The 16,871-nt window shown below is 39.0% G+C and carries 17 protein-coding genes; 1 reads left to right on the top strand and 16 read right to left on the bottom strand.

Annotated features, from left to right (window positions below; all coding sequences use genetic code 11):
* Nucleotides 1-331: 331 nt before the first annotated feature.
* The 16 genes from QFZ31_RS30770 to QFZ31_RS30695 all read right to left on the bottom strand — a co-directional run bounded on the left by QFZ31_RS30770 (nt 332) and on the right by QFZ31_RS30695 (nt 15,679).
* Complete coding sequence (locus QFZ31_RS30770) at nt 332-1,132, bottom strand: hypothetical protein (RefSeq protein WP_307310650.1); 801 nt, start codon at nt 1,130-1,132, stop codon at nt 332-334.
* Nucleotides 1,129-2,250, bottom strand: a complete 1,122-nt coding sequence (locus QFZ31_RS30765; RefSeq protein ID WP_307310649.1) for a cysteine protease StiP family protein — start codon at nt 2,248-2,250, stop codon at nt 1,129-1,131. Before QFZ31_RS30765 ends, QFZ31_RS30770 begins: the two co-directional genes overlap by 4 nt.
* Before the next feature lie 13 nt (nt 2,251-2,263).
* Nucleotides 2,264-3,601: a phosphoribosyltransferase family protein gene (locus tag QFZ31_RS30760; protein ID WP_307310648.1), complete on the bottom strand. Its 1,338-nt coding sequence runs from the start codon at nt 3,599-3,601 to the stop codon at nt 2,264-2,266.
* Entirely contained in the window at nt 3,543-4,739 is a 1,197-nt protein-coding gene (locus tag QFZ31_RS30755; protein ID WP_307310647.1) for an HpcH/HpaI aldolase/citrate lyase family protein, read from the bottom strand. The genes QFZ31_RS30760 and QFZ31_RS30755 overlap by 59 nt, the downstream gene beginning before the upstream one ends.
* Nucleotides 4,740-4,815: 76 nt before the next feature.
* On the bottom strand, nt 4,816-5,586 hold the full coding sequence (locus tag QFZ31_RS30750) for a TerC family protein (protein ID WP_179596223.1): 771 nt from the start codon (nt 5,584-5,586) through the stop codon (nt 4,816-4,818).
* A 72-nt stretch (nt 5,587-5,658) separates the two neighbouring features.
* Complete coding sequence (locus tag QFZ31_RS30745) at nt 5,659-6,240, bottom strand: TerD family protein (protein ID WP_307310643.1); 582 nt, start codon at nt 6,238-6,240, stop codon at nt 5,659-5,661.
* Nucleotides 6,241-6,339: 99 nt separating this feature from the next.
* Complete coding sequence (locus QFZ31_RS30740; protein WP_307310641.1) at nt 6,340-6,933, bottom strand: YpjP family protein; 594 nt, start codon at nt 6,931-6,933, stop codon at nt 6,340-6,342.
* Nucleotides 6,934-7,059: 126 nt separating this feature from the next.
* Nucleotides 7,060-7,833, bottom strand: coding sequence for a class I SAM-dependent methyltransferase (locus QFZ31_RS30735; protein WP_307310639.1), 774 nt, complete (start codon nt 7,831-7,833; stop codon nt 7,060-7,062).
* A gap of 45 nt (nt 7,834-7,878) precedes the next feature.
* Nucleotides 7,879-8,313: a BrxA/BrxB family bacilliredoxin gene (locus QFZ31_RS30730; RefSeq protein ID WP_307310636.1), complete on the bottom strand. Its 435-nt coding sequence runs from the start codon at nt 8,311-8,313 to the stop codon at nt 7,879-7,881.
* A 63-nt stretch (nt 8,314-8,376) separates the two neighbouring features.
* Nucleotides 8,377-9,513, bottom strand: a complete 1,137-nt coding sequence (locus tag QFZ31_RS30725; protein ID WP_307310633.1) for a conserved virulence factor C family protein — start codon at nt 9,511-9,513, stop codon at nt 8,377-8,379.
* Nucleotides 9,514-9,656: 143 nt separating this feature from the next.
* Nucleotides 9,657-11,546 (bottom strand): ABC-F family ATP-binding cassette domain-containing protein, encoded by a 1,890-nt coding sequence (locus QFZ31_RS30720; protein WP_307310631.1) that lies wholly within the window; start codon nt 11,544-11,546, stop codon nt 9,657-9,659.
* Complete coding sequence (locus QFZ31_RS30715) at nt 11,543-12,193, bottom strand: HD domain-containing protein (protein WP_307310629.1); 651 nt, start codon at nt 12,191-12,193, stop codon at nt 11,543-11,545. Before QFZ31_RS30715 ends, QFZ31_RS30720 begins: the two co-directional genes overlap by 4 nt.
* Before the next feature lie 71 nt (nt 12,194-12,264).
* The gene (locus QFZ31_RS30710; RefSeq protein ID WP_179596239.1) at nt 12,265-12,405 is read right to left on the bottom strand and encodes a hypothetical protein; all 141 of its coding nucleotides are present in this window, start codon (nt 12,403-12,405) and stop codon (nt 12,265-12,267) included.
* A 61-nt stretch (nt 12,406-12,466) separates the two neighbouring features.
* On the bottom strand, nt 12,467-13,315 hold the full coding sequence (locus tag QFZ31_RS30705; RefSeq protein WP_307310627.1) for a DegV family protein: 849 nt from the start codon (nt 13,313-13,315) through the stop codon (nt 12,467-12,469).
* 129 nt (nt 13,316-13,444) lie between these two features.
* Nucleotides 13,445-13,978, bottom strand: a complete 534-nt coding sequence (locus tag QFZ31_RS30700) for a hypothetical protein (RefSeq protein ID WP_307310625.1) — start codon at nt 13,976-13,978, stop codon at nt 13,445-13,447.
* 18 nt (nt 13,979-13,996) lie between these two features.
* Nucleotides 13,997-15,679 carry a formate--tetrahydrofolate ligase gene (locus tag QFZ31_RS30695; RefSeq protein WP_307311865.1) on the bottom strand — a complete coding sequence of 561 codons (1,683 nt, stop codon included), beginning with the start codon at nt 15,677-15,679 and terminating at the stop codon, nt 13,997-13,999.
* A 195-nt stretch (nt 15,680-15,874) separates the two neighbouring features.
* Between QFZ31_RS30695 and metA the strand changes: the two genes are divergently transcribed.
* Entirely contained in the window at nt 15,875-16,783 is a 909-nt protein-coding gene (gene metA, locus QFZ31_RS30690; RefSeq protein WP_307310623.1) for a homoserine O-acetyltransferase MetA, read from the top strand.
* Nucleotides 16,784-16,871: the final 88 nt, after the last annotated feature.

Genomic DNA, 16,871 nt, shown 5'->3' with positions numbered 1-16,871 from the left:
GAGCAGAAGTCAGGTAATTTCCTCATTTTTCACATTCTTCCTTGTCCTTACATATGATTGAGTACTCAATACTACAAGTAGGTGACTTCATGAGGTTTATATACAAGCGGCCAAGAATGGAAGATGTTAGCGAGGAATTAAGTATTATTATGGATTTAATGGTCTCAAAAACCTTCGTTATAATCGATTTGTTCTGGTTATGCTTACTTTTTACGCTGTTTCTGTCTCCCGTTCTTGCCAGTGTTAGTATTGCTGTCCTATTTTTTAGTGGTTCTTTTGCTTTATTCAGTTCGATTTATTTTTATTTGTTTTATCCATATATTAAAAAAAATTAGATTTTGAGTTTTAAGGACTTAAGGAAATGCTGGAGTATTTCTTCACCAGCGGCAACGCCGAGCTGGTTTGTCAGCGTGAAATCAGCTGGTCCCTTCACTTTTAGAATCTCTCCATGGCTTGGGACGAATCGATAGCGGCAATTCTTTAGAAAATCCCAATCTAAAACAGAATCACCTGCGCCCGCCATTGCTTCCATTCCTTCTCGGTTACAAATATATTCAAGCGCCTTCCCTTTGCTAATAACAGTTGGAATAAAGTAGAGTTTTCTGCCCTGAAGGCTCATTTTCCAGCCATAATTGGCTGTAAGACTACGAATTGCTGAGAGTTCTGATGGGCTCGGAAGACAGTTTAATACAAAGTAAAAAAATAGGTTTTCAGCCTGCTTTCTTTCCCCATCCAAGGTAATTCCAGCCCATTTTAAGCCAGAGAGTAATTCTTCCTCAGGTGCACATCCATTTCTCAATTGAATGATTAAATGTTCCGACCACTCTTTTAAAGGCTCCCCGTTATACAAAATATGTGCACCATTTGTGGTAATCGCGTAAGACAATGGTATTTCTTTTTCAAAAATCACAAACCGTTTAAATTGTTCTGTTGTTCTCGTTGTAACCGGTATAAACAAGCTGTGCTTGTTAACTTCTCTTAACATGGAAAATGACGCTTCCGTCATATACCCAGCCCATTTTCCCTTTATCATTTCAACCGGCTTCAACACAAGATCCGCTGGTATTCCGAATTCTTCGATTGCTCGATCAGAATACATGAGTGTGCGGTCAAGATCCGATGCAGTTATCATTTACTAGTCTCCTTAACCGATTTAATTAAGCCCATACACAAATAATTCATTTCCGGATACGTCACTATTTCTACTCCTTTTTCTTCAGCGAGCATAAGAATATGTCTCACATAAGGACTTGAAGGATCACGCATAAGGATTTTCCATGGGACCCTCCGAAGTAGTACTCTTGTGGTTTCGCCGACTCCTGGTTTGATATAATTCGTGCTTCCTATTTCAAATTCAGCTTGGATGGTTCTTACATCCTGCATACCTGTAAATTCTACCTTAATTTCCTCGTGTTCTCTTTGTAAAGCGATTTCCTCTGCTTCTTGACTGATGGCAGAAAATTCACCAGCAATCATTTCAATATAATCATTCGAAACATCATTAGTGAGAAGTTCCTGGTAATACTTTGCTCCGTGAAAATCGTTTTTACCAATATACGTGTCATTTAATACCGTACGGCTTACAAGTCCCGAAACGGTCGAATTTAAGCAGGCACTTGGAATGAGAAAGTCTTCTCTCGTTCCAAAAAGTGCCGTACAATGACCAGGGTCGGCAATGACGGCAAGTTCATCATCCAGCTGGATTTGATAATTACTTTCAAAGTGCTGGCATGCCTTTGTTAATTCCAGCGAAATCGCTCCTTTTCCAGTCCAGCCATCCACGAACTGAATGTTACCCTCTGGGTGTTTTTCGAGTATATAGTGCAGTGCATTTTCGTCAATACCTCTGTCACGGATAATCGAGACACTATAATGAGGTAAAGAAATTCCGTAGCGGAATTTAATATACCTTTTAACCAGAATTCCAACCGGCGTTCCAGCCCTGGCAAGAGATACGAGGATGGCTTGATCACCCTTATTGCGATAGATTTGCTCAGCCACAATACCAACGCAAAGTGCCACTTTTGATTTATACTCATTGGCGGTATTCCAAAACAATTCAACATATTCATCTGGCGGCTGGTATTCTATCGGCAATGATTCACTGTAATGCTGTCCAGCTTGAACTCTCATTTCACGATTCAGGGTTGAGTCTTCAAGCTGAAAATTACTCAAATCCTTTAGTAGAAAAAGAACATCATCCTCAGAATAGCTTCCCATTTTAGCAGGCTGATTGGTTATCATAGGCATTCTTCCACCCCTATCAATCTGAGAAAAAGACGATTTTAATCGACTTTAACTGTAATTTTTCAAATTGTTTTAATAATGTCTGAAGATTTTCTGCAGGTACTTCTCTCTCAAAGAAAACAAATAATTCATCATACTCACCTGGAGGAATATTGTAAACGAAATGAGCTACTTCCTGATCCTCTGGGTTAGGAAATGCGATACCGTGTCTTGCCCCATACCCTTGGATGTTTTGAATATAGATTGGACTTCTAGTAGTAGATTGATAGAAGACATTTCCTCCCATTTCCGCAGCCAATTTCATAGGGATATACATGAACTCCCCGCTCCCTAGACATAGTGTTTTTGAACCCATTCTGTGTTGTCTTAGTACAAAGGCGGCGTCATTTATTTTCTGATGAAGAACAAGATTGTTTTTGCTATCTATTCCAAAGCGGCCAGTTTCCTTGATATAGGGAGTCTCATTGCAATTGCCGGCAATTTCTTTTTCAAAAAAAGCGGATAAAGATATTACTTCCAAACAAGTTTTTATTTCTTTGTATGTATCAGGCTGCCGGTCTAGTTCTTGAAGGTTACCCATCTCATTTACTTGTACCTTACCGCTCATCAAGCTAACAACATTTATATTTATCCCCAGTGTTCTTTCTAGTTGTGTGAATTGTTGTTTATTATCTTCTGAACGCCAATCCAATATCGAGACAACTGTATAGTCTTTTCTAGGAAACTGGGAATGGATCGATTCGATAATATTGATTGCCGTTTTTCCAGTGGTCATTTCATCGTCTATCAAGATAATTTCACGCTGATGATCAATCATGTCGATTGGAATATAACAGCGATGAGAAGTAGCATGAGAATGCTCTTCTTCAAAAGTAATACAAGGTGTTAAATGATCCATCTCTTCTCTTGTTGTATGGAAATACTCTGCTTCTTCAAAGCAATCAAAAAAAGCGTGTCCGAGTGATGTAGCGGTCTCTGCAAATCCAATCACAACAGGATTAACAGACTTGGGGATAAAAGAAACGCTTTGAAAATCTGTCTCTCTTTGCCCAAAAGAGTTAACCAGACTCTCTGATACATGGCTATTCAATTTTCTAATACTCTCTGCATATCTAGCTGCAAGTAAAGCAGCAGTCAATAGGCCTTTTTGCGGTTGTATTGGTAAATGTTTTCCAAGAACCTTACTAACAAACAGAAACGACCGTTTTTTATTGATTCTAGCCGCCATTGTAAACAGTTCTTCAAGCGGTAACTGATATGGATTAGCAGTTACTTCAATGTCAACAGTAATTTTGTCAAGAATTGTATACGTATACGTCTTTTTTGATAAGGTCGATATTTGTGTATCCTTCATGCAGCACCCCGTAAAGCTGAGATTTTAAGATGGTCTTTTGGGCCCAAAACAAATGAGGCTTAATTTCATTCATCTTATTGGAAAAATCACTTTTTTCAACTCCATTTTCACCGTTTTCTGCTTCAACAATGGAACAGGCATCAATATATTCCTCGTATGTTACAACATTTAGTGCCTGGACGGCTTTTATATGTGTTGGATGAATAATGGTTTTTCCGGTCAGCCCGTTAGCAATATCCATTAACACTTCTCTAATTAAACCATCCATATTCTGATCTATTAATTCAGCCCGCCATTTTAAGCCTTCATCACCATAACGTTCGCGGAAAGGAGTTTGTCTAAGCTGTGGTTTTAGCATCCTTGGTTTGGAGGAGAAATATTCCCAGACTGGTCCCGAAATCACGTATGGACTTTCTGACCGTTGGAAAACATTTATAATATCTGCAATGCAATCTCGTAAAACAGCAATCTCGTAAACAGTCGTATCCACACTTCTGCGAATTCCATACAATCCGCAAAAATCAGTCGCCCCAATTCGAACATTTAATATATTTTCCTTATAGCGGTCAAGTAGACGTTTTATCGCCATTAATTCTTTCATTCTAGTTTCTTTATGTATGATTTTATCACTCTCAAGAATAGGCATGGCGTAAAAAGGCCTGCTGTCTGTATGAATACTAACCACCTCTGACAATAATTCCCCGCCAGACTCTGCATTAAATTTTGGTAAAACTACTCCCGTTAACAATTCAATTGCATTTCCTAGTTGTTCCTTAATTCTTTGAAGCTGCTCGATATTTCGAATCCGGATAAACATAAGAGGAAGGTCGTCAATTGTTAAATAATTATTATTGATTTCACTATATAATTTAAGCAGTTCCTCAACAAGCCGCTTTTCCGCTTTATCAACCTCCATATCACCTACGGCATCCTCTAGGTCAATTACAAGGGATGTTAACCCCTCATGCTTTTTAGAAAGGAGATCTTGATGAATATTGGGACGAGTAGCCGGCATGTAAAGAGTTGCTCCAAGTCCATAAGATAAAAGCTCACGATCACTATACTTATTAAATTCCTTTGGTTTCTCAAAGAATAATGTCTCAAGCTCATTTTCATAAAAATAAGTAAAATACTTCATTCTCAATGACTCCTTTAAATAAAAAGAATGGGGACTGACTTTCGTCTGCTCCCCATTTTATGTCGTACGTTAATAATTATGATTCCTTAGAAACTTCTTTCTTTTTGTTCATAAAATGAACAATGAAAGTCGCTCCAAATACTAGTAGTAAAATAACGAAGAATGTGATATGACTTACATGAACACCGAAGACTCCGGCAAACATTTTTGCAGATATTAATAGAATCAAAATATAAGCTGATGTCTCAAGTTCTGGAATACGGTCAATTAATGCCAAGAATACCCCGGCAACACCACGCATCATAAGAACCCCAAGCATACCGCCAAGCAGCAGCACCCAAACTTCATTACTAATTCCGAAAGCAGCTAGAACACTGTCAACAGAAAAAGCAATATCCATTAATTCTACTGCAGCAACCGTTCCCCAAAAGGTACCAAATAATCGAATGAGCAAGCCTTTTTGGTTAATCCCATGCTCCTCTTCTTCTGATTCTGCTGCCTGATTGGCTTTTCGTTTATCAATAAAATATTTAATTGCTAACCAAGCAAGATAAGCCGCTCCTAAAACTTTAACCAAGGTAAATTTAATTAAATAAACCCCTATTCCAATTGCGATAAAACGGAATATATAAGCACCAAGCAACCCATAAAAAAGGGCTCTCTTACGTTGTTCTGGTGGTAAGTGTTTTACCATTACTGCTAGAACAAGAGCATTGTCGGCTGACAATAACCCTTCTAGAATAACAAGGGTACCAATTAATCCCCAGTTAACTGGATCTGAAAGAACCTCCACCCAATGCTGCCAGTCAAAAAATAATGAATAAGTTTCAATAATACCTTCCCACATTAAAAAAATTCCTCCCGGATATTATAAGTTTTGTTCAAAGACCCAGCATACGCTGGGCCTTTATTCTAGATGTTATCCTACTTGTAATCCAAAGTCTGTAGCAAGAGCTGCTAAGCCGCCTTGATAGCCGCTTCCAATCGCACTAAACTTCCATTCACCGTTATGACGGTATAGTTCACCAACAACAACAGCTGTTTCGATAGAGAAATCTTCTCCTAAATCATAACGAATTAATTCTTCACCAGTTGCTTCATTGAAAATACGTGCATATGCATTCGAAACTTGACCAAAGTTTTGGTTTCTTGCTTGTGCATCATGAATGGTAATGGTGAAAGTAACGCGTTGAATGTTAGCAGGAATTGCAGTTAGATTGATATTTACTTGTTCATCATCACCATCGCCTGCACCAGTACGGTTATCTCCATTATGTACAACAGCACCATTGGCACCTTGTGGATTATTGTAAAATACAAAGTCGGTTTCGTTTGTAACCTTGCCGTTTTCACCTAATAAGAAAACAGATGAATCGAGGTCGAAATCATTCCCGCCATCATATTTATTCGTATCCCATCCTAATCCAACTACTACATTTGTTAACCCAGGATTTGACTTTGTTAAATCAACTTTTTGACCTTTGGATAAACTAATTGCCATTTTTACATTCCTCCATTTTAGGTAATAGTCTATATACGAGTTTCTCTAGGAAAGGTTTCAATATTTATAATAAAATTTTTACTATTGTTTCGCAAATCCTTAACTCATCCATTTAGGCGGCGTATTTTTATCCCAATAAATAGACCCTAGCTCATGATGGCTTTGAAACCCATCATGATAGGTATGGTAATGAAAATTAAACCAGTAACCAGCTTGAGGTGGATTATCTCTTCTCACATGAAAACGAAGAACATCCATATTGGTTTCACTGTTTTTGATATTAAAGATTTTTTCTGATTGCCCCTTACCTGGAGTCTCCGTAATAGCTAAATTTAATAAATCCTCAGTAGGGAATTGTGCAGCTGTTTCCTGTAATGCCTTTTCGATATTTGGCATAATGATCTCACGAAACTCATTTTCAATTACAGGTTTAATCCTTGTACCAAATTTTTGATAGGATTGGAGCTCTGCCTGTTTGATTAGCTCTTCGAGGAACTTTTCTTTATCTACTACTTCTTCTGTCTCAAAAAAGCTACTTTCCTGAGCATAACCTCTTAACAGCGCTGCTTCAATCGTATCTCTCTCTGTAGGTTTCTCAGCATTTACGTTATTTATTAATTGAGTCGGAGTGATAAGACCAAAAGTTAATAGTGAAACGAGTACTACAAACGATTTACGTATCCATTTATTCATCTACATTCCCCTTTGTACCTGGAAGAATTGGCTTAATTTTTCCGATATTTTTTGACTCTTACCAATTATTATACTTCTTTTGCCTGCAAAATGGAAAAATCATTTCTTACAGATTGGTAGAAGTTCTTATTTTTCAAGAAAACCAAAGTGAAATTTAGCAGTCTTTCTGCGCATAACGTGAAAGTCATATTTTTCAAACCGTTTACTCTTATAGTGATCCTTTAACAAGACTCTGCGATTCGATACTCTCAACGCTTCCTCTATCGTCTCCTCATTCAAATCATCATAAAGAGCAATCTGACCTAACGCCTTTATCCCATCCGATTCAAGAATAGATTCATCAAACATCGGGTCAAAATAAACACAATCGAAGGAGTTATCCGGCAAGGATTTTAAGTATTCTAATGCATGGCTGTGAATAACCTGTATTCTAGCCATTGCCTTATTCATGTCGTCGTTTTCCGAAGCCCAAGTTTTTAGTCCTTCCTCGACCATGAAAGCCAAATACTTTTGACCCTCGGTGCCTGTCACCATACCATCAGCTCCCACTATGTAACTTGCCACAATTGAATCTGAGGCAAGACCAAGTGTGCAATCTAGGAATGACATTCCCTCGGTAAGTTGTGCTGCTTCGGCAAAGGGGTCGTGTTCACCGTTTGCCAGCCGCTTGATTCGAAACATCGCAGAATTTGGATGGAAAAAGAAGGGCTGCTTCGCTCCAAACGGAAATAGCTCAAACCTTTCCTTTCCTACAACAATACACTCACTGTTGGTTTCTTTTTGTAAAGTTTGAATTGACCTCTTTTGACGGTGTATGTACGGTACTGCTAATCTATCGGCTATATCTATTGCTTTTTCAATCATTTGCTGATTGGTTCGTCCAGCTGTGGTAACAAACATGACACTCAAAAACCTCCAAAAAAAAGGACGTCAAATGACATCCTTTTAGCAATTGGCATCAAATGCAGCCTTTAAATTATCCATAATGGATTCCATTGGCATTCCTTCAATATCATGACGCGGAATAAAGTGAACCACTTTATTTCCCTTCAATAACGCCATTGATGGTGATGAAGGCTCAATACCCTCGAAATACTCACGCATTTTCGCTGTTGCATCTTTATCCTGTCCAGCAAATACGGTTACAAGATGGTCAGGCTTTTTCTCACTTGTTAATACTGCCTGTGTTGCAGCAGGACGAGCAAGTCCAGCAGCACATCCGCAAACTGAGTTTACAACAACAAGTGTTGTTCCACTAGCATTCTCCATGTAGTTTTCAACTTCTTCAGCTGTTGTAAGTTCTTGAAATCCTGTTCTTGTTAACTCCTCACGCATTGGTAAAACCATTTGTCTCATGTATTCTTCGTATGCCATTGACATCATAAAAACCTCACTTTCTATATTTGCAGTGTACTATATCTAATTTACTAAGTGCAATTCCAATTAACTTTCTGTTTTGCGCGCCTCAGTCATTTGCTTCCATACAGAGCCTTTAGCAGCCTCGCCGCCTTCAATTCTTTCGATTGCCATCTTGATTTGCATGCTGACCTCAAATTCAGAATCATTTTCTGCTGCCTTTAATGCAGGTAATACTGTTTCATCACCCACTTCATACAAAAACATCGCAGCCCGCCAACGAACTAATTTGCTGGAGTCTTGAAGTGCTTTCGCCATCTCCGCACTTGCCTCAGGGAATCCAAGGTCAGATAAGCAGTCACCAGCAGTCCTGCGAACAGTGACTGTCTTATCCTTTAATGCTTTATATAAATAAGGGAGAACCGCTTGGTCCTTAATCATTCCTAAATAAACGGTCGCGAGTCTGCGTATAGATGGCTTTTCATCTGCTAATGCTTTTTCCAAGACCGGTAAATCTTCTAGCTCAGGATCATCCATTTGTTCAAGCAGCTGATAGCGAATCTGCCAATCGGGATTCTCTAATGATTCCAGTGTTACTTTTTTGCGATCTCGTATGGGCTTTGGTTTAGCAGTGGATTCTTTTATTTGTGCTCCGGATACAAGTTCCTCAAGCCGTTCAGCTGGATAAGCGGCAATTAATTCCTCAACGACTTCTTGACCAATTTGGTCGAAGTCTCCATAGCGAACTCCCTGTTGATCCCATCTGCGGAGCAGAATATAATTTTCGTCTGGAAGCTGCGCTCGTTCTCTAGCTATTAAAAAGTATTCAGGCATCCCAAATCGTTTTTCTGTGGTACCATCTGCCAGCTTAACCTGAAGGGGAATATCCTTAAACATTTGGACCTCAACCTTGATTTCCCCAAAGTGTTCGTCTATTTGGCTGGGGCTTTCCATTGATTGTTCCGTTGTTTCCCCAAACGCCTTCCGGACTTGCGGCAGCAAATCCTTCCAGTCATATTTCGCATTACGTTCAACCGCTAGGAAATCAGCTACATGATAAACACCTTTAATTCCCTCGACTTGAAGGATGTTTTGGATAACAACCGGTGCATTTGCAGCTGTTTCTTTTTTATAATTATGGCTTTTCCCCATGGGCAGTTCTTGGTCTAAGATAATTTTCATTGTGTTCGGGCTTGGAGTTGGTTCAATACCCTTAATTTTCATGAATTTCACCTAATTCTTTAGTTTCTCTTTACAAGTTTAACATAATGGTGATATTTCATTCTAGAAATTGGTCTTGTGGAAATGTGGAACGCTGATATAAATTTTGCCCATATAAAAAAGCACGTCTCGTCGACGCACCTTTTCTACTCACTTTCCGCTAATTCAGCTAAATATTCCCATCTTTCGATTAAATATTCAAGCTTTACGTTTAGTTCTGCTTCTAGTTTCATTAATTCTTGGGCTTTGGTGAAGTCACTTCCTGTGTTTCCCATTTCCTCCGCAACTTCTTCTAAACGAGCTTCGGTTTTAGCAATAACTTCATCTATTTCTTCCCACTCTTTCTTCTCTTTAAAGGTCATTCTTTTCTTTTTTTCCTTTTCTGGAGCTTTAGTTTGAGCAGGCGTATTAGTTACGATCTTTTTGGCTTCTACAGCTGATTCTTTTTCAAGGTACTCGCTATAATTTCCGTAGAAAGAATCGATTCGTCCTTCACCACGCAAGACAAGCAGCTGTTCTACGACTTTATCCAGGAAATAACGGTCATGGGATACTGTGATTACTACGCCAGGGAATTCTTCTAAGTAATCTTCTAGAACCGTCAATGTCTGGGTATCTAGGTCATTGGTCGGCTCGTCCAGTAAGAGAACATTTGGTGCGGTCATTAATAGCTTTAGCAAGTATAAACGACGCTTTTCTCCTCCGGATAATTTGCGAATTGGTGTTCCATGTGAAAATGGCGGGAATAAAAAGCGTTCAAGCATGAGCGCTGCTGATAAAGTTTTACCATCCGACGTCTCGACCACTTCAGCGGTTTCTTTAATGTATTCTATCATCCGCTTGTTTTCGTCCATATCTTCGTTTTCTTGCGTATAATAAGCTATTTTTACTGTTTGTCCCATGATGAATTCACCTTCATCAAGTGGAAGCTTTTTAGCCAGGATGTTCAACAATGTCGACTTCCCTGCTCCGTTCCTGCCGATAATCCCGAGCCGGTCTCCTGGTTTTACAAGTAAATTAAAGTCATTTAAGATTGTTTTTTCTCCATACCGCTTTGACGCGTCCTTGAGTTCGAATACCTGTTTCCCAAGCCTGCTTCCGTTTAAGGAGATATCCACCTTTTCACCAGTCGGCTTCCCGCCTGAAAGCTTATCTTCTAGTTCATCGAACCGCTGAATCCTCGCTTTCTGCTTGGTTGTTCTCGCTTTTGCACCGCGCCTCATCCACTCAAGCTCACGTCTAAACAGATTTTGCCTCTTTTCAAAGGTAGCAGCCTCATTTTCTTCACGGATCGCCTTTGCTTCTAAAAATGCGGCATAGTTTCCTTTATAGCTATAGAGGTTTCCGCCATCAAGCTCAAACATTCTGTTCGCAACCCGGTCTAAAAAGTAACGATCATGTGTAACAAGAAGGATGGAGCCGCTATATCGACTTAAATAATCTTCCAGCCATTTTACAGAGTCAAAGTCTAGGTGGTTCGTAGGCTCGTCAAGTATAAGTAAATCAGGCTCAGCAATAAGGACTTGAGCTAGAGCTACACGTTTCTTCTGTCCCCCAGAGAGTTCACCAACTTTCTTTGTGAAATCCTCAATTCCCAGTTTCATTAAGATCGACTTTGCATTTGTGCTAGCATCCCATGCATTTAAAGCGTCCATTTGCTTTTGTAATTGGAAAAGATCTTCTTGAACCTTGGTATCATTTGGAGATTTATTCAAAAGTAATAGTGTTTTTTCATATTCGCGCATTAACCTTAGAATCGGTGCTTCACCATGAAAAACCTGTTCTAGAACTGTTTTAGCCGGATCTAAGTCAGGCTGTTGATCTAGAAATGCAATTGAGTAATCCTTGCCTGTGATAATTTTTCCATCATCAGGTTGATCCAATCCGGCAATAATTTTTAAAAGTGATGATTTTCCCGTCCCGTTAATGCCAATTAAACCGACCCGCTCTTTTTCGCCGATGGTAATGGAGATGTTATTAAATAACTGTTTTTCTCCATACGTTTTTGTTACATTTTCTACTGTCAGCATTTTCATCGGTCTTGACCATCCCATTCTAGATAGAATTGTTCTAAAAAGTCCACCATCGTTTGATGACGGCTTTCTGCCATTTCTTTTGCAGTATCTGTGTTCATTAAATCCTTCAACTTTAGCAGTTTTTCATAGAAATGATGAATGCTCGTTGATTTCCCTTTGCGGTATTCTTCTAAACTCATTTCCTCTCGCACATGTATGCTGGGGTCGTAAATCGGTTGTCCTTTTTTAGCGCCGTATGCAAATGTTCTCGCTATGCCAATCGCCCCAATGGCATCTAACCGGTCTGCATCCTGAACAATTTTTGCTTCAACAGTTTTTAGCTCCGTTTTACTTCCACCTTTATATGAAATAGAATCAATAATTTCCACAATAGCGTTTTGTGCCTCTTCCGGCAGCGCAATACTGTTTAAAAATAAATTCAGCTTGTTTTTCCCTGCTTCCGCGCTGTCATTAAGCTTCTCATCAGGGATATCGTGCAAAAGTGCGGCCATTTCAATAATAAATGGATCACCGTTTTGTTCTTGAGTGCAAATATGTAATGCTGTCCTTCTGACGCGGTCAACATGGAACCAATCATGTCCTGTTGCGTCTTCACCTAATTGGCTGCGGACAAACATATTCGTTTGTTCTATCATTTGATTTTTCATGTAAAACACCTTCCTTCACCCAAGTATTTTAACATGAAAAGCAAACAAAAAATAACCCCGAGAATTCGGAGTTATTTTTTGTTCGCCTGACGGCCGCTCTTTTTCTGGCTTTGTGACTTGGTGTTACCAATTGTATACTCGCCGCCGAGTTCAACATCATTTTTTTGGTCCTGCTTCTCAATCTCTTCACGTGTCAAATTTTTATTTTTCACCGTAATTCCCCCCCTTACCTAAAATGAACTGCCATTTTAGTATGCTCACTTGGGGATAAAGTTATTTCAACCCATTATGCCAGCTGATTCCAAGCGTGTTTTCACCTGCGTGGACTCCAATAACCGCACCTAACGGACAGGTAATAACCTTTAACTCAGGATATAATCTTTCTAATTCCACTTTCCATTCATTTGCATGTTCCTGGTGTAACCCATATAAAATATATACTTCTTTAAATTTATTTTTTTCATAAGAGGATTTAAAGTAGTCTAGAATCCTGTCTTTCGCCTTTTTATCACTTCTTACTTTTTCTTTTGTGTTAAGGGCGCCTTCTTCTATTGAAATAATAGGCTTTACGTTTAGCATGCTTCCTAAAAAAAATTGTAATCCATTCATTCTTCCGCTGCGATGAAGCTGTTCTAGACTTCCAATTAAAACATACGTCTCATTTGTCGTCTTTAGTGATTCTAACTGATCCATAACAGATTCGAGGCCATTACCTGCCTCCAAGAGTTCCATCCCTTTTTTTAATAAAGCAGTCATTGGTGCAGTTAGAATATGGGAATCAAAGGTTTTAACAGGAATATCAACAAGCTTTGCAGCCTGTTCGCTTGAAGAGACAGTACCACTAAGTTTTCCTGATAATAGAACCGCTACAATTTGATCATAATCCTGTGAAAGTTTTTCGTATAATTCCTGAAAAACACCTACAGCGGGCTGTGAAGTTTTTGGGGGTGCCTTAAGTTCTTTTAATCTAGCAAAAAGCTCTGCCGCTGTTAAATCAATTCCGTCTGCAAATTCTTCGCCATCTAATAAGATTGTTAATGGTATTGTATATAAATCAGGATGATTTCTTAATTCTTCATCTAAAAATGCTGTACTGTCAGTTACCCATGCCGTTTTAACCAATGTTATCTCCCCTTAAAATTGGTATGAGGTCCTAATATCTAGTTAAAGTAATCGTACCTTGAAATCGCTTTCTTGTAAATATACATAACGATAAAAAACCAGCTAAATAGATAGCTGGTTGCAAACAGTTTAACTAAGGTCAATAAGATAGGATTGTAAATGTTGATTGGTCTTCACCATAAAATCGATCATTTCAACCAAATCATCCATTTGGTTCTCGTTAATCAGTCTGTCGAATTCAATTGAAATACAATTATGAATCAGTGATTTTGAAGGTGTATACGTTACAGATTGACTAATCTGTCTTGATTCCCCCCAAATATCAGTCATAATTTCTCGTATTTTTTTTAATTGTCCTTCATCGGTAATTCCATAATGAAAAAATTGCAGCTTTATTGTGCATCCAGCATCTTTCTGTGACAAAGAATTTGGCAGTAACTCTGCAGCAAGGTTTATCAAATCTGCTTTTATTTCTAATTTAGCCGTCACGCTAGCTAGTTGAGATGAAGTTAATTGAAAGTGAACATCAAAACTGCGTGACATTTTTGCCATATTGACGATGTCGTTCCGGTCTGTTATAACAATTTCTCCCGCTAAATCTAAATCATATAATGCCCCTTCAATAACTACTTTCATATTATCGAAAGCGGTAGGATCGAACATTCAACTCACCTCAATTTATTAGAACAGCCCTAATGCCTTGCCCGTTTCGTCCACATCCATATTCAATGCTGCAGGTTTCTTCGGTAATCCCGGCATAGTCATTACTTCCCCGGTTAACGCAACAATAAAACCAGCACCAATTGATGGTTTGAACTCTCTTACATTGACGATAAAGTCAGTTGGTCTTCCTAATTTCGTTGGATCATCGGATAAGGAATATTGCGATTTTGCCATACAGATCGCTAAATTAGACCAGCCTAATTTTTCAAAGTCTAAGAGCTGCTTTTTAGCTTTCGTTGAGAATTCTACATCTTTACCGCCATATACCTTTTGAACAATCGTTCTGACTTTGGTTTCAATGGAGTCTGATACGTCATATAAAGGCTTAAAGTTATTTTGTTCTTTTTCGATTACAGATAACAATGTTTCTGCAAGCTCTACTCCACCGGCACCGCCCTTTTCCCAGACCTCTGTTAAAGCAGCAGGCACACCCTCGCGCTTGCACCATTCTAGCAATGTCTGAACTTCAAGTTCTGTATCTGTGATAAATTTATTAATCGCTACCACCACTGGTAATCCAAAGGATTTGATTGTCTCGATATGCTTCTGCAGATTCGCCATGCCCAATGTTAAGGCAGCGATGTTTTCCTTTGCCAAATCCGCCCTTGTAACCCCGCCATGCATCTTTAATGCACGAATGGTTGCAACGATTACAACTGCCTCTGGTTTAATACCAGCACTTCTTGCTTTAATATGTAAAAACTTCTCTGCTCCTAAGTCAGCACCAAATCCGCCTTCTGTAATGACAAAGTCTGCCAGCTTTGCTGCAGCACGGGTGGCAATCACACTATTACAGCCATGAGCAATATTCGCGAAAGGTCCGCCATGTACGAGTGCAGGAGTATGTTCAATCGTTTGCACGAGATTTGGCTTAACTGCATCCTTTAACAATAACGTTAGAGCTCCTTCAACACCTAAATCCCCTACTGTAACAGGTTCCTTTTTATCGTTGTAGGCAACAACCATTCGGGCTAATCGTAATTTTAAATCCTGCAAGTCCGAAGCCAAACATAGAACGGCCATAATTTCTGATGCCACCGTAATATCAAAACCATCTTCTCGAGGGACGCCTTGAAGCGGTCCGCCAAGACCGATAATAACTTTTCTTAGTGCACGATCATTTAAGTCAACAGCGCGTTTCCAGACAATCCGCCGCTGATCAATTTTAAGCTCATTACCTTGCTGTATATGGTTATCCAGTAATGCAGCAAGAGCATTATTAGCTGTAGTAATTGCGTGCAAATCCCCGGTAAAATGCAAGTTTATATCTTCCATTGGCAATACTTGTGAATAACCTCCTCCGGTAGCACCGCCTTTTATTCCCATTGTCGGACCCAATGATGGTTCGCGCATTGCAATCATCGCTTTCTTACCAATGCGTTTAAAGGCATCGCCAAGACCAACTGTTACCGTTGATTTCCCTTCGCCAGCAGGCGTAGGATTGATAGAAGTAACAAGGATAATTTTCCCACTTTTATTTGTTTCAATATTCCTAAGCGCTTCATAGGAGATTTTTGCTTTGTATTTTCCGTATAATTCGAGGTCATCTTCCTTTAAACCAATTGATTCAGCAATATCAACAATTGGCCTCATGGTCGATTCTTGTGCAATTTCAATGTCGGACTTAAATGATGTTTTCATTTGCAAAAATGATCCCCCGCATTCACATAGAATTTCTAACCTCTTTTATTGTATCAAATCGCAGATTTATTTCGTGTATTATTTCTCACAAAACTTTATTCTTTTCTGAAACTAAGATAATGTTTATAATGTTATAGACCAAATATTTAAAAAATATTATATAATTAACAGATTAGAAATAAGGGGGAGTGCACCTTGCCTATTAACATTCCAAAGCTGCTGCCTGCACGAGAAATACTCGAAAATGAGAATATTTTTGTTATGGACGACGAACGGGCCATCAGCCAGGATATCCGTCCATTAAAACTTCTTATTCTCAATTTAATGCCTGAGAAAGAAAAGGCAGAAACGCAGCTATTAAGGCTATTGGGGAACAGCCCGCTGCAAGTAAACGTCAAATTTTTAAAAACGAATTCCTATGAATCTACCAACACCAGCAAACAGCACCTAGAACAATTTTATACCACTTTTTCAGAGGTCAAAAATCAAAAATATGATGGTATGATAATAACAGGTGCTCCAGTTGAACTAATGGAGTTTGAGCAAGTAAAGTATTGGGAAGAACTTACAGAAATTATGGACTGGACAAAAACCAATGTCACCTCTACCCTGCATATTTGTTGGGGAGCTCAGGCCGCACTATTTTATCATTATGGGATTGATAAATTTGAATTATCTCGTAAATGTTCGGGAATCTACGAGCATCAGATCTTCGAGAAAAATGATTTACTCTTACGCGGTTTTGATGATCATTTTTATGCTCCCCATTCTCGATATACAGATGTATCAATTGGGGAAATCCATGATAACCCTGAACTTACGCTGTTAGCCGCGTCTGAGGAAGCGGGGGCACTGCTTATTGCCTCCAGGGATCGAAAACATGTGATGATAACTGGACATTTGGAATATGAATCAGATTCATTAGCACAGGAATACAATCGAGATATTAGCAGAGGGCTGCAAATTCATATCCCGGAAAATTATTTTCCTAACAATGATCCAACACAACCGCCAATTAATCGCTGGCGTTCCCATGGACATTTATTCTTTTCAAACTGGCTCAACTACTACGTATACCAAGAAACTCCTTTCAATTGGGAGTAATAAAAGAAGCATCGGGGTAGACCGATGCTTCTTTTCTGTTCCAATCGCCATAAATTTATTAATCCCCCATCGTTTATTTTCCGTAAAT

Source organism: Neobacillus niacini, from assembly GCF_030817595.1.
Taxonomy (GTDB): Bacteria; Bacillota; Bacilli; order Bacillales; family Cytobacillaceae; genus Neobacillus; species Neobacillus niacini_G.
Note: the sequence above shows the minus strand (reverse complement) of the source record. Positions and strands in the feature narration are given on the sequence as shown.

Coding starts and splice junctions, on each gene's coding strand:
- QFZ31_RS30715 (WP_307310629.1), bottom strand. CDS start 12,193: ATGAAAAATCAAATGATAGAACAAACGAATATGTTTGTCCGCAGCCAA.
- QFZ31_RS30695 (WP_307311865.1), bottom strand. CDS start 15,679: ATGAAAACATCATTTAAGTCCGACATTGAAATTGCACAAGAATCGACC.
- QFZ31_RS30745 (WP_307310643.1), bottom strand. CDS start 6,240: ATGGCAATTAGTTTATCCAAAGGTCAAAAAGTTGATTTAACAAAGTCA.
- QFZ31_RS30760 (WP_307310648.1), bottom strand. CDS start 3,601: ATGAAGGATACACAAATATCGACCTTATCAAAAAAGACGTATACGTAT.
- QFZ31_RS30730 (WP_307310636.1), bottom strand. CDS start 8,313: ATGTCAATGGCATACGAAGAATACATGAGACAAATGGTTTTACCAATG.
- QFZ31_RS30740 (WP_307310641.1), bottom strand. CDS start 6,933: ATGAATAAATGGATACGTAAATCGTTTGTAGTACTCGTTTCACTATTA.
- QFZ31_RS30725 (WP_307310633.1), bottom strand. CDS start 9,513: ATGAAAATTAAGGGTATTGAACCAACTCCAAGCCCGAACACAATGAAA.
- QFZ31_RS30720 (WP_307310631.1), bottom strand. CDS start 11,546: ATGAAAATGCTGACAGTAGAAAATGTAACAAAAACGTATGGAGAAAAA.
- QFZ31_RS30735 (WP_307310639.1), bottom strand. CDS start 7,833: ATGTTTGTTACCACAGCTGGACGAACCAATCAGCAAATGATTGAAAAA.
- QFZ31_RS30700 (WP_307310625.1), bottom strand. CDS start 13,978: ATGTTCGATCCTACCGCTTTCGATAATATGAAAGTAGTTATTGAAGGG.
- QFZ31_RS30770 (WP_307310650.1), bottom strand. CDS start 1,132: ATGATAACTGCATCGGATCTTGACCGCACACTCATGTATTCTGATCGA.
- QFZ31_RS30765 (WP_307310649.1), bottom strand. CDS start 2,250: ATGCCTATGATAACCAATCAGCCTGCTAAAATGGGAAGCTATTCTGAG.
- QFZ31_RS30755 (WP_307310647.1), bottom strand. CDS start 4,739: ATGAAGTATTTTACTTATTTTTATGAAAATGAGCTTGAGACATTATTC.
- QFZ31_RS30750 (WP_179596223.1), bottom strand. CDS start 5,586: ATGTGGGAAGGTATTATTGAAACTTATTCATTATTTTTTGACTGGCAG.